At 66.7% G+C, this 12,666-nt stretch carries 12 protein-coding genes; 6 read left to right on the forward strand and 6 right to left on the reverse strand.

Translation table 11 applies throughout. From position 1 onward, the window contains the following. From dnaK to AC6JAM_RS10390, 5 genes are all read left to right on the forward strand, one after another. The gene (gene dnaK / locus AC6JAM_RS10370; protein ID WP_018770004.1) at nt 1-1,878 is read left to right on the forward strand and encodes a molecular chaperone DnaK; all 1,878 of its coding nucleotides are present in this window, start codon (nt 1-3) and stop codon (nt 1,876-1,878) included. A 3-nt stretch (nt 1,879-1,881) separates the two neighbouring features. Continuing rightward, a complete protein-coding gene (locus AC6JAM_RS10375) occupies nt 1,882-2,580 on the forward strand; it encodes a nucleotide exchange factor GrpE (protein WP_018770005.1) in 699 nt (232 codons plus the stop codon). 109 nt (nt 2,581-2,689) lie between these two features. After that, nucleotides 2,690-3,661 carry a DnaJ C-terminal domain-containing protein gene (locus tag AC6JAM_RS10380; protein ID WP_026265889.1) on the forward strand — a complete coding sequence of 324 codons (972 nt, stop codon included), beginning with the start codon at nt 2,690-2,692 and terminating at the stop codon, nt 3,659-3,661. 15 nt (nt 3,662-3,676) lie between these two features. Continuing rightward, nucleotides 3,677-4,102 carry a heat shock protein transcriptional repressor HspR gene (locus tag AC6JAM_RS10385; RefSeq protein ID WP_018770007.1) on the forward strand — a complete coding sequence of 142 codons (426 nt, stop codon included), beginning with the start codon at nt 3,677-3,679 and terminating at the stop codon, nt 4,100-4,102. Between the two features lie 216 nt (nt 4,103-4,318). Further along, nucleotides 4,319-4,705, forward strand: a complete 387-nt coding sequence (locus tag AC6JAM_RS10390; RefSeq protein ID WP_018770008.1) for a hypothetical protein — start codon at nt 4,319-4,321, stop codon at nt 4,703-4,705. Between the two features lie 61 nt (nt 4,706-4,766). Here the strand turns inward: AC6JAM_RS10390 and AC6JAM_RS10395 are convergent, their stop codons facing one another. Then, nucleotides 4,767-6,176 (reverse strand): aldehyde dehydrogenase family protein, encoded by a 1,410-nt coding sequence (locus AC6JAM_RS10395; RefSeq protein WP_018770009.1) that lies wholly within the window; start codon nt 6,174-6,176, stop codon nt 4,767-4,769. Between the two features lie 344 nt (nt 6,177-6,520). On the opposite strand from AC6JAM_RS10395, the gene AC6JAM_RS10400 reads away from it, so the two are divergent. After that, entirely contained in the window at nt 6,521-6,757 is a 237-nt protein-coding gene (locus tag AC6JAM_RS10400) for a hypothetical protein (RefSeq protein WP_134165026.1), read from the forward strand. A 61-nt stretch (nt 6,758-6,818) separates the two neighbouring features. On the opposite strand, the gene AC6JAM_RS10405 is transcribed toward AC6JAM_RS10400, so the two are convergent. The 5 genes from AC6JAM_RS10405 to hpaE all read right to left on the reverse strand — a co-directional run bounded on the left by AC6JAM_RS10405 (nt 6,819) and on the right by hpaE (nt 12,636). After that, complete coding sequence (locus tag AC6JAM_RS10405; RefSeq protein ID WP_497934614.1) at nt 6,819-8,321, reverse strand: NAD-dependent succinate-semialdehyde dehydrogenase; 1,503 nt, start codon at nt 8,319-8,321, stop codon at nt 6,819-6,821. 23 nt (nt 8,322-8,344) lie between these two features. Continuing rightward, on the reverse strand, nt 8,345-9,166 hold the full coding sequence (locus AC6JAM_RS10410; RefSeq protein ID WP_478222767.1) for an HpcH/HpaI aldolase family protein: 822 nt from the start codon (nt 9,164-9,166) through the stop codon (nt 8,345-8,347). Then, complete coding sequence (gene hpaH, locus AC6JAM_RS10415) at nt 9,151-9,936, reverse strand: 2-oxo-hept-4-ene-1,7-dioate hydratase (protein ID WP_056391900.1); 786 nt, start codon at nt 9,934-9,936, stop codon at nt 9,151-9,153. The genes AC6JAM_RS10410 and hpaH overlap by 16 nt, the downstream gene beginning before the upstream one ends. Before the next feature lie 2 nt (nt 9,937-9,938). Beyond that, complete coding sequence (gene hpaD, locus AC6JAM_RS10420; protein ID WP_495634938.1) at nt 9,939-11,024, reverse strand: 3,4-dihydroxyphenylacetate 2,3-dioxygenase; 1,086 nt, start codon at nt 11,022-11,024, stop codon at nt 9,939-9,941. A gap of 100 nt (nt 11,025-11,124) precedes the next feature. Beyond that, nucleotides 11,125-12,636 (reverse strand): 5-carboxymethyl-2-hydroxymuconate semialdehyde dehydrogenase, encoded by a 1,512-nt coding sequence (gene hpaE / locus AC6JAM_RS10425; RefSeq protein ID WP_018770015.1) that lies wholly within the window; start codon nt 12,634-12,636, stop codon nt 11,125-11,127. Nucleotides 12,637-12,666 lie beyond the last annotated feature (30 nt).

The raw sequence follows: 12,666 nt of genomic DNA on the forward strand, positions 1-12,666 counted from the left end.
ATGTCACGTGCAGTAGGTATCGACCTCGGAACCACCAACTCCGTCGTCTCCGTTCTCGAAGGTGGCGAGCCCACCGTTATTGCCAACGCCGAGGGTGGCCGCACCACGCCGTCGGTCGTTGCATTCTCCAAGTCCGGCGAGGTCCTGGTTGGCGAAATCGCCAAGCGCCAGGCTGTCAACAACATCGAGCGCACCATCGCTTCAGTCAAGCGCCACATGGGCACCGACTGGAAGGTGGACATCGACGCCAAGAAGTACACCCCGCAGGAAATTTCCGCGCGTATCCTCATGAAGCTGAAGAACGACGCCGAGTCCTACCTGGGTGAAAAGGTCACCGACGCCGTCATCACCGTCCCGGCCTACTTCAACGACGCCGAGCGCCAGGCCACCAAGGAAGCCGGCGAAATCGCAGGCCTGAACGTCCTGCGCATCGTCAACGAGCCCACCGCCGCGGCACTGGCCTACGGCCTGGACAAGGGCAAGGAAGACGAACTCATCCTGGTCTTCGACCTCGGTGGCGGCACCTTCGACGTCTCCCTGCTGGAAGTCGGCAAGGACGAAGACAACTTCTCCACCATCCAGGTCCGCGCCACCGCCGGTGACAACCGCCTGGGCGGCGACGACTGGGACCAGCGCGTCGTTGACTACCTGCTGAACCAGCTCAAGGTGAAGGGCATCGACCTCTCCAAGGACAAGATCGCCCTTCAGCGCCTCCGCGAAGCAGCTGAGCAGGCCAAGAAGGAACTCTCCTCCTCCACCAGCACCAACGTCTCGCTCCAGTACCTCTCCGTCACCCCCGACGGCCCGGTCCACCTGGACGAGCAGCTGACCCGCGCCAAGTTCCAGGACCTCACCAAGGACCTGCTGGAGCGCACCAAGAAGCCGTTCCACGACGTCATCAAGGAAGCCGGCATCAAGCTATCCGACATCAACCACATCGTGCTGGTGGGCGGTTCAACCCGTATGCCCGCCGTCTACGACCTCGTGAAGGAACTGGCCGGCGGCAAGGAGCCCAACAAGGGCGTGAACCCGGACGAGGTCGTCGCAGTCGGCGCAGCCCTGCAGGCCGGCGTGCTGAAGGGTGAGCGCAAGGACGTCCTCCTGATCGACGTCACCCCGCTGTCCCTCGGCATCGAAACCAAGGGTGGCGTGATGACGCACCTGATCGAGCGCAACACCGCCATCCCCACCAAGCGGTCCGAGACCTTCACCACGGCGGATGACAACCAGCCGTCCGTGGCGATCCAGGTCTTCCAGGGCGAGCGCGAGTTCACCCGCGACAACAAGCCGCTGGGCACGTTCGAACTCACCGGCATCGCCCCGGCACCGCGCGGTATTCCGCAGATCGAGGTCACCTTCGACATCGACGCGAACGGCATCGTGCACGTCTCCGCCAAGGACAAGGGCACCGGCAAGGAGCAGTCCATGACCATCACCGGTGGCTCCAGCCTCTCCAAGGAAGACATCGACCGGATGGTCCGCGACGCCGAGGAGCACGCAGCCGAGGACAAGGCGCGCCGCGAGGCAACCGACACCCGCAACACGGCCGAGCAGCTTGCCTACTCCGTGGACAAACTGATCGCCGACAACGCGGACAAGCTGCCCGAAGAGGTCAAGACCGAGGTCCAGGCCGACGTCGACAGCCTCAAGAAGGCCCTTGAAGGCACCGACGACGCCGCTGTGAAGTCCGCGTTCGAGAAGCTGCAGGCTTCCCAGACCAAGCTGGGCGAGGCCATCTACGCCCAGGCCGGTTCGCCGGACGGCGCAGGCGCTGCAGGTGCTGCAGGTGCTGAAGGTGCCGCCGGAGCCTCGGCAGGTTCCAAGGACGAGGACATCGTCGACGCCGAAATCATCGACGAAGACGAAGCGAAGAAGTAACCCATGCCGCACCACGGTAACGAGGAAGAGCACAACACATCCGCAAGCCAGCAGAACACGCAGGGCAACGGCCAGGAGCCCGTCATCCGGGACAACCGCAAGGTTGACCCGGTGACCGGGCAGGCCCGGCACCCCGAGGGCGGCCAGTCCGCGCCGGGGGCCGGTTCCCGGGCCGGGGCAGCAGATTCCGACGGCGACGCGCTGGCCCAGGCCGAGGAGATTCTCAACGGCGTGGACGTGCCGGCCGAGGAATCCGTGGCCCAGGGTGCGCCCGCAGGGTCCGCCGGCGCCGAGGCAGCCGAACTGCGCAACGACCTGCTCCGCCTTCAGGCTGAGTACGTCAACTACCGCAAGCGCGTTGAACGCGACCGTGCCGTGGCAGGGGAAATGGCCGTCATCGGCGTCCTGAATTCCCTGCTCCCGGTCCTGGACGACGTCGACGCCGCACGGCAGCACGGTGACCTCACCGACGGCCCCTTCGCCGCGATCGCCACCAAACTGGAGAACGCGCTGAAGACCTACGGCCTGGTCCGCATCGACGAAACCGGCGTGGAGTTCGATCCCACGATCCACGAAGCCCTGATCCAGCAGCCCGGCGAGGACATCGAGGTTGACACCGTCAGCCAGGTCCTCCGCTCCGGCTACAAGTCAGGCGACCGTGTCCTCCGCGCAGCCCAGGTGATCGTGGCCGTCCCGGCTTAGTTGCCCCTCGCCTCCGCGGATGAGGGGGTCCCGCCCGGGCCCCCTCATCCGCTCCGGCGTTCAGCGGTAATCTCGCCCTAACGCTTTTGTACTTTGAAAGGAAACGCCATTGGCTAGCCAGGATTGGGTGGACAAGGACTTTTACAAGATCCTTGGTGTTGCCAAGGACGCTTCCGACGCCGACATCAAGAAGGCCTACCGGAAGCTTGCGCGGCAGCACCACCCTGATACGAATGCGGGGAACGCCGCTTCCGAGAGGAAGTTCAAGGACATCTCCGAGGCTTATTCGGTGCTTTCGGATCCGGATGAGCGCCAGCAGTATGACGCCATCCGGGCCATGGGCAGCGGGGCCCGCTTTGCTCCCGGCGGCGCCGGCGCCCCCAACGGCGGGTTCGAGGACATGTTCGGCGGCCTGTTCACCGGCAATACCGGACGGCACGCCGGTGGTTTCAATCCCTCCGCCGGCGGCATCCCGCCCGAGTTCGCCGACCTCTTCGGCGGCTTCGGCGGCGCCCCCGGATTCCAGCGCGCCCCGCAGAAGGGCGCCGACCGGACCGCGTCGACCAGCATCTCCTTTGCCGGCTCCATCCGCGGCACCACCATCGGCCTGCGTGAACCCAGCGGCGAGGTCATCGATGTCCGGGTTCCCGCGGGTATCAAGGACGGCCAGAAGGTCCGCGTGCGTGGCAAGGGCCAGCCCGGTCCTGCCGGCAATGGTGACCTGGTGGTCTCCGTGTCGGTCCAGCCACATGCGTTTTACACGCGCGACGGCGACAACCTCCGGATCCACGTCCCCGTCACCTTCCCGGAGGCTGCTTTGGGCGCGGACATCGAAGTTCCCACCATCGACGGCGACAAGGTCAAGGTCCGCGTCCCGGCAGGCACGCCGTCCGGCCGTACCCTGCGGGTCAAGGGCAAAGGCGTCAAGACGCCCAAGGCCACCGGCGACCTGCTGGTGACGATCGACGTCGCGGTTCCCAAGAATCTCAACAAGGACGCCGAAGCTGCGGTCAAGGCGTTCGCCGAGGCCACGTCGTCGGCGGACGTTCGCGAGGGCCTGGCAGCCAAGGCCCGGCTCTAGGCGCGGAGGTGAGGCGTGGACATCAATGCTGACCAGCCGATCTTTGTGATTTCGGTGGCGGCAGAGCTGGCGGACATGCACCCCCAGACCCTGCGGCAGTACGACAGGCTTGGCATCGTCAAGCCCAGCCGTGCCCCTGGAAAGTCCCGGCGCTATTCGCAGCGTGACGTGAACATGCTGCGGGAAGTGCAGCGGCTGTCGCACGAAGGTGTGTCGCTGGAGGGGATCAAGCGCATCCTGGAACTCGAAAACCAGGTGGCAGCCCTCCAGAGCCGGATCGCTGAACTCACCGAGGAACTCGGGCGGCGGCCGCGTTCCGTGGATTCGCGCATCTTCGCCGCCGGCGCCGCGGGCGATGTGGTGAGCCTGGCCCGTGGCCAGCGCCCCCGGCCCCGGTCACAGGCGGTCATGTTGTGGCGGCCCCGGGCGATCGGACAATAAGTGCGATCGGACAATAACGGGATGCCGGAGAGCAGGTAGCGTTTCCCGGTGCCCCGGACAAATATGAGTACCCGCTACTCGTGACGGAAAAGCCCCCTGGAATTTGAATGGAACCATCGCCGGATCAGCGGCGATGGTTCCGCAATTTCTGGGGGTTTTCGTGTTTAAGGTTCTCAGCGAAGCTGCTTCAACCCGGGTCCGGCCATGAGCCCGGGGATGGAATCCGTGGCCGCGTTCAGCAGCTCCTTGCCGGGGCAGATCCTGCTGGCCATCGGGCAGACCATTGTTGTGGTCTGCGTCTGCTTTGACATGGTCCGTGAATTGTCCGTCCCGCGGTCCCACCGGCGTTACGTGGCCAGCACCGTCTTCCGTACCCTGGCGATCCCGTCGATCGTGGCCAATGCCATGACTGTCTTCATCGCCCTGGTGGTGTCCTCCTGGGTGGACGTGGTGATGGGCATGTTTGTCCTGGTGGCCATTGTTTTCCGGTTCCACCACAACCAGGACGAGGACAACTGGTGGAAGGGCAAGGGCAAGAAACTTGCCCGGTGGGCCCGCCGGCAGTTCGCCGGCCGGACGTCCACGGCCCCGGCCATGGGGTAGCGCCGCGAAGCCCCGGGAGCCCGGCGCCGGCAACCTTGCGTGCCGGGCTCCCGCGTCAACATCAGCCGTTGATCACCTGCGGTACGCCCAGGGCCTTGAGGCCCTCCACGCCGAATTCCACGCCGTAGCCGGACTGCTTGGCGCCGCCGAACGGGATGCGCGGGTCCACGGCGCCGTGCCGGTTGATCCACACGGTTCCGGCCTGGATGCGGGCCGCGACCTCCCGGGCTGCTTCCAGGTTGGGGGACCAGACGGAGGCGCCCAGGCCGACGTCGAGCCCGTTCGCCTTTTCCACCGCCTCGTCGATGCTGCTGTAGCGGATGATCGGCAGGGCGGGGCCGAACTGTTCCTCGGCCACCAGCGGGTTGTCGTTGTCGATGTCCGCCACCAGGGTGGTGGGGTAGAAGTAGCCGGGCTGGCTGGTATCCGGGTTCCCGCCCAGCAGGACGCGTGCCCCGGAAGCCTTGGCCGCCTCCACGAGGGTGGCCACGACGTCGTACTGCGCCTTGTTCTGCAGCGGTCCCAGCACGTTGTTCTCGTCCAGGCCGTTGCCCATGGGCATCTGCTTGGCGACCGCCACGAGCTCGTCACAAACGGCGTCGTAGATGTCGTCGTGGACGTAGAGGCGCTTGAGCGCGGCGCAGGTCTGGCCGGTGTTGAGGAAGGCGCCCCAGAAGATGTCCGTGGCAATGGCCTTGGGGTCGGCGTCGGGCAGGACAATACCGGCGTCGTTGCCCCCAAGTTCCAGGGTGAGCCGCTTGACGGTGTCGGCGGAGGACTTGATGATGGCGCGGCCGCCGGCGGTGGAGCCGGTGAACATGATCTTGCCGATCGCCGGGTGGTCGGTGAGGCGGGCGCCCACCTCGCGGCCGCAGGACACCACGGACAGGATGCCTTCGGGGAGTTCTTCGTTGAGGACCTTGACCAGCGCCAGCACGGAGAGCGGGGTGTTGCCGGAGGGCTTGACGACGACGGTGTTGCCCATGCGCAGGGCCGGCGCCAGCTGCCAGACGGCGATCATCATGGGCCAGTTCCACGGGCCGATCGCCCCGACCACGCCGATGGGCCGGTAATGCAGCTCGGCGCGGGTCTCACCGTCGTCCACGATGGTTTCCGGTTCCAGCGGCAGGCCGGCCGTGGCGCGGAGCCAGGCGACGCAGGCGCCCACTTCGAAGCGGGCGTTGGGGCCGTTCAGCGGTTTGCCCTGCTCGCGGGAGAGCAGCTGGGCGAGTTCCTCGGCGGAGCGTTCGACGGCGTCGGCTGCCTTGAGCAGCGCGGCGGACCTTGCGTCGTGGCCCAGGGCAGCCCAGGCTGGCTGCGCGGCCACGGCTGCGGCCACGGCGCTTTCCAGGTAATCGAGGCTGTGGACGGGGGCTTCGCCTACCGGTTCGCCCGTGGCCGGATTGAGGATGGTCCGGCCAGTGCCGGCAGCGGGGGCAATGGAGGCAAGAAGTGCATCGTACGTTTCCAAGGGATACTCCACATCGAGTAGGCGAGGACGCCAGCCGGTCGGCGTAGCGGGTTACTCCCCAGTTTGGGTGAGTGCCCGCCCCCCGCTCTTGTGTTTGTGCGCAGGACTGTTGGCGGAGAGGGAACGGCGTAAAATCGGCCGGCCTTATTGTGAACTTGTCAGATTAAGCCTTAGGGTGGGGATCAGGCCGGCGAAGCCCTCGAGAACCGCCGGGTAACTCCTCCCCGGATCCAGGCAAACGACCCCGTCAAACGCCCAGCAGCGGTACCGCGGCCCTTATTGCGCCACGGCGCACAGGTGCTGGGTTTTGCGTCGTCGACGCCCCCGACAAGCAGGAGAACACCATGACCGTAGAGTCCGAGCTCACTGAAGCGCCCGCAACAGCACCTACCGACATCTCCCGAGGGGGCAGCTACGTTACGTTGCCATCCGGATCGGAGGTATCGCCGAAGCTTGAGGGCAGCTACGTCACGGTGCCCGGAGCCCTTCCCGGACATGGCAACAGGGCCCAGGGCACGTACGTGACACTTCCCGCGGCGCCGGCGGGGGCGACCGAGATCAGCTACACCCGCGTCGGCTGACCCGCGTCAAGAAGCACCTGCCACCCTTTCGACCAGGGCGGCAGGTGCTTCTTCCCCGCGGTTACCCGGCGTAGGGGTTGTTGATGCCGATGTATTGGGTGGTGGTGTATTCGGCGATGCCTTCGGAGCCGCCTTCGCGGCCCAGGCCGGATTGCTTGACGCCGCCGAAGGGTGCGGCGGCGTTGGAGATGACGCCGGCGTTGAACCCGACCATGCCGAATTCGATCTGTTCCGCGACGCGCAGGAGGCGGTTGAAGTCGCGGCTGTAGAGGTAGGACGCCAGGCCGTATTCGGTGTTGTTGGCGAGCCGGATGGCGTCTTCCTCGGTGCTGAAGGTGGTCACCGGGGCTACGGGGCCGAAGATTTCCTGGCCAAGGATCGCCGCGTGGTTGGGCACGTTGGCCAGGACGGTGGGCTGGTAGAAGTAGCCCGGTCCGTCCACCGGTGCGCCGCCGGTCACGGCCACTGCTCCGGCGTCGACGGCGGCGCTCACCAGTGCATGCACCTCATCACGGGCGCCTGCGTCGATGAGGGGTCCCACCTGGGTGGCCGCCTCGGTGCCGCGCCCGGTGTGCAGGGCGCCCATGGCGGCGGCGAACTTCCGGGTGAACTCCTGCGCCACGGATTCGTGGACCAGGAACCGGTTGGCCGCGGTGCAGGCTTCGCCCATGTTCCGCATCTTGGCTGCCATGGCCCCTTCGACGGCCTTGTCCAGGTCGGCATCTTCGAAGACGATGAACGGCGCGTTCCCGCCGAGCTCCATCGAGGTGCGCAGCACGTTCTGCGCGGCGTCTGCCATGAGGCGCTTGCCGACGGGGGTGGAGCCGGTGAAGGAGACCTTCCGCAGCCTTGAGTCCTTCAGGAGCGGGCCGGAAATCCCGGACGCGGAGGAGGATGCGACGACGTTGAGGACCCCGGCGGGAAGGCCGGCGTCGAGCATGGTCTGGGCGAAGTACTGCGCCGTAAGCGGGGTGAGCTTGGCGGGTTTGAGGACCATGGTGCAGCCGGCGGCGATGGCGGGGGCGACCTTGCGGGTGGCCATGGCGAGCGGGAAGTTCCAGGGGGTGATGAGCAGGCAGGGGCCCACGGGTTTGTGCTGGACCAGGATCTTGTTCCTGCCCTCCGGGGTGGTGAGGTAGCGGCCATAGTCGCGGACGGTTTCCTCGGCGAACCAGCGCAGGAACTCTGCCCCGTAGGTGACCTCACCGCGGGCCTCGGCCAGCGGTTTGCCCATTTCCAGGGTCATCAGCAGGGCGAAGTCCTCGGCCCGCTCGGTCACCAGGTCGAAGGCCCGCCGGAGGATCTCCGCCCGGGTCCTAGGTGCGGTGCGCGCCCAGGACGCCTGCACGGCGTCGGCTGCATCGAGTGCGGCAATGGCGTCTTCGCTGGTGGCGGAGGCGAGGGTGGCGAGCACCTCCCCGGTGGCGGGGTCGTGCACGTCGAACGTGCCGCCGTCGGACGCCTCGCGCCACTGACCGTTGATGAGCAGGCCGGTGGGGACGGAAGCCAGGAGCGAGGCTTCATGCTCCGGCGAAAAGGCAGGGGAGATCGCAGAAAGTGTCATGGGAAGTCCTTAGGAAGGGAAGGTCAGTAGCTGGCGGGGGTGTCGCCGTCGGCGTGGGGAATGTACTTTGCTGCGAGGGCCTCGGAACCGCGGGCGAGGAGTGCGACGTCGGCGCCCACCAGGATGAAGTCCGCGCCGTTGGCGAGGTAGTGCTCGGCCGTGGCGGGAGCGAAGGCGTTGACGCCCCCGGGTTTCCCGGCCGCCTTGGCAACGGACAGGCAGTGTTCGACGGCGGCGCGCACCTCGGGGTGTTCCTGCTGTCCCAGCAGGCCCATGGAAGCGGCGAGGTCGGAGGGGCCCACGAAGATGGCGTCCACGCCGTCGACTTTGAGGATGTCCTCCACAGCCTCGACGGCCGCCGTCGATTCAATCTGGACGGTGACGCTGATGGTCTCGCTGGCCCGGGCGAGGTAGTCCGGGACCCGGTTCCAGCGTGCGGCGCGGGCCAGGGCCGAGCCCACGCCGCGGGCGCCGTGGGGCGGATAGCGGGTGGCAGCAACCGCCGCCTCCGCTTCCGCCACCGAATTCACCATGGGGATCAGCAGGTTCTGAACCCCCAGGTCCAGGTACTGCTTGATCACCACCGTGTCATTCACCGGCGGCCGGACCACGGTGTGGACCGGGTAGCCATGGATGGCCTGGAGCTGGGCGAGGATGGACTCGAGGCCGTTGGGGCTGTGCTCCGCGTCCACCAGCAGCCAGTCCAGCCCTGCCCCCGCGCAGAGTTCGGCGACCAGCGGGCTGCCGGAGCACACCCACATCCCGGCGAGCGGGCGGCCTGCCTTTCCCTTCTGTTTTTGCGCAGCCAGGGCGGAGCGGAAGGTGTCTTCTATTCGAAACGGCATGTCACAGCTCCCAGGGGTCCGTAGTCGGCGTGGACGGTGTCGCCCTTGTACACCCACAGTGGGCGGGTGAACGAGCCGGCCAGGATGATGTCGCCTGCCTTGAGCGCGTCGCCGTGGGCGGCGATCTTGTTGGCCAGCCAGTGCACGCCGTTGGCGGGGTGGTCCAGCACGCCCGCGGCCACGCCGGTTTCCTCCACGGTCTGGTTCTTGTAGAGGATGGCGGAGACCCAGCGCAGGTCAACGGCGTCCGGCTTGACCGGGTTGCCGCCGATCACCATGGCGCCCATGGCGGCGTTGTCCGAGATGGTGTCCACGATGGTCCGGCCCTCCATCTCGATCCGGGAGTCCAGGATTTCGAGGGCCGGAACCACGTAGTCGGTGGCCTTCAGGACATCGAAGATGGTCACGCCCGGGCCCTTGAGTCCGTCCCTGAGGACGAACGCCAGCTCCACCTCCACGCGCGGGTGGGTGTACTGGTCCCACCGAACGGAGCAGCCGGTCTCCAGCACCATGTCATCGAAGATGGCGCCGTAGTCCGGTTCGGTGATGCCGGTGGCGGCCTGCATGGCCTTGGACGTGAGGCCGATCTTGCGCCCCACCAGGGTCCGGCCGGCGTCCTCGTTGCGGCGCCGCCACAGCTGCTGCACCGCGTAGGAATCCTCCACCGTCATCTCCGGGTACCGGGCGGTCAGGCGGGGGACAGGGGTGCGGGTCCGGCCGGCTTCCACCAGCTCGTCCGCGATGGCCTCAATCGTCGTGGGCTCCAGCATGGCTAGACCTGGACTCCCAGCTTGAAGCCCGTCCGGTCGCCTTCGGGCGAGCCGTCCTTGCGGGTGTAGGAGAAGCCGTCGGCGCCCACCGTGACCGCCATCTCGGACTTTTCCTCGCGGACGATGACCGGCTGCGGGTTGCCGTCCAGGTCCAGGACCAGGGAGGCCTCGGTGTACCAGGAGGGGACCACGGGGTTGCCCCACCAGTCGCGGCGCTGGTTGTCGTGGACGTCCCAGGTGATGGTGGGGTTGTCCGGGTCGCCGGTGTAGTAGTCCTGGGTGTAGATCTCAATGCGGTGGCCGTCCGGGTCCAGGATGTAGAGGTAGAACGCGTTGGACACGCCGTGGCGGCCGGGGCCGCGTTCGATCCGGTCGCTGATGCGCAGGGCGCCCATCTTGTCGCAGATCTGGATGATGTTGTGCTTCTCGTGCGTGGCGAACGCGACGTGGTGCATGCGGGGGCCGTTGCCGCCGGTCAGGGCGGTGTCATGGACGGTCTGCTTGCGGTGCATCCAGGCGGCGTAGGTGACGCCGTCGGCATCCTTGATGTCCTCGGAGACGCGGAAGCCCAGGTCCTCCAGGTACTTGCGGCCGCGCGGGACGTCCGGGGTGACCTGGTTGAAGTGGTCCAGGCGGACCAGTTCACCGGCGGAGTAGAGGTCATAGCGCTGGGTGAGCCGCTCCACGTGCTCCACGTCGTAGAAGAACTCGTACGGGAAGCCCAGCGGGTCCTCCACGCGGACGGAGTCGCCGATGCCTTTGGTGAAGCCTTCCTTGCGGCGCTCCACCCGGCAGCCGAGCTCCTTGTAGTAGGCCTCGGCGGCATCCACCTCCGCAGGGGACTTCACCCGGTAGGCGAAGGCGGCGACGGCGGCGATGGGTCCCTTGCGGAGCACCAGGTTGTGGTGGATGAATTCCTCCAGGGAGCGCAGGTAGATCGCGTTCTCGTCCTCCTCGGTGACGTGCAGGCCCAGGACGTCGACGTAGAACTCGCGGGACCTGGCGAGGTCGGTGACCACGATCTCCATGTAGGCGCAGCGGACGATGTCCGGTGCCGGGACGCTGGGGGTGGGAACGAAGTTGGTCATGATGGTCTCTCTTCTTTGAAAGGGGGCTTCTTCCCCAACTGACTGGCAGTAGTTGTCGTTTTGAGGCCTCAAAACGACAACAAATGCGAGCTGGTTGGGTTCAGGCGCCGAATTTGGGGGTGTGGACGGTGCCGAGCGTGATGTGCACGGCCTGCTGGTCGGTGTAGAAGTCGATGGAGCGGTAGCCGCCCTCGTGGCCCAGGCCGGAGGCCTTGACGCCGCCGAACGGGGTGCGCAGGTCGCGGACGTTGTGGCTGTTCAGCCACACCATGCCGGCTTCGACGTTCTGCGAGAAGTTGTGGGCCCGGGTCAGGTTCTGGGTCCAGATGTAGGCGGCCAGGCCGTACTTGGTGTTGTTCGCCAGGGCGAGGGCCTCGTCGTCGTTCTCGAACGGGGTGATGGCCACGACGGGTCCGAAGATTTCCTCCTGGAAGATCCGGGCATCGGGCGCGACGTCGGCGAACACCGTGGGTGCGATGTAGTTGCCTTCGGGCAGGTGGCCGGGGCGGCCGCCGCCGGCCAGGAGCCGGCCTTCGGACTTTCCAATCTCCACGTAGGAGGCCACCTTGTCGTAGTGCTCGGGGTGGACCAGGGCCCCCACTTCGGTCTTGGGGTCATGGGGGTCACCCACCACGATGTTCTTTGCCCGGGCGGCGTACTTTTCGCAGAATTCGTCGTAGATGGCGCGCTCCACCAGGATGCGTGAGCCGGCGGTGCAGCGCTCCCCGTTGAGGGAGAAGACCCCGAACAGGGCGGAGTCGATGGCGGCGTCCACGTCGGCGTCGGCGAACACGACGCAGGGGGATTTGCCGCCGAGCTCCATGGACAGGCCCTTGAGGTTGGCCGCGGCGTTGCGGAAGATCGTCTGGCCGGTGGTGGTCTCGCCGGTGAAGGAGATCAGCGGGACGTCCGGGTGCTTGACCAGGGCGTCGCCGGCCTCCTCGCCCAGGCCGTTGACCAGGTTGAAGACGCCGTCCGGCAGCCCTGCATCCTTGAAGATGGTGGCCCACAGGGAGGCGGACAGCGGGGTGAATTCGGCGGGCTTGAGGACCACGGTGTTGCCGGTGGCCAGCGCCGGGGCGAGCTTCCACGACTCCAGCATGAACGGGGTGTTCCACGGCGTAATCAGGCCGGCGACGCCGATGGGCTTGCGGTTGACGTAGTTGATCTGGGAGCCGGGGACCTTCATGGCGTCGTCGAACTGGGCCACGATCAGGTCGGCGAAGAACCGGAAGTTCTCCGCAGCGCGGAGGGCCTGGCCCTTGGCCTGGGTGATCGGCAGGCCGGTGTCGAACGTTTCGAGTTCGGCGAGCCGGGCTTCCTGGGCCTCGACGGCGTCGGCAATCCGGTTCAGGACACGGGCGCGTTCACGGGGCTTCATCCGGGGCCACGGGCCGTTCACGAATGCTTCACGGGCGGCCGCGACGGCGAGGTCGATGTCTTCCTTCTGGCCGGCCGCGGCGGTGGCGTAGTTGCGGTTGGACACCGGGTCCAGGACATCGAAGGTCTTGCCGGAGATTGAGTCCACGAACTGGCCGTTGATGTAGTGCTGGATGTGGCTGGGCAGGTCATCCGGAACGTAGTGCTTGGTGGTTTCTACTGAGGTCGTCATCGTTGAAGTCCTAACTGTGGTCTCTTCGTA

Source organism: Arthrobacter sp. GmRoot5-12, assembly GCF_059739365.1.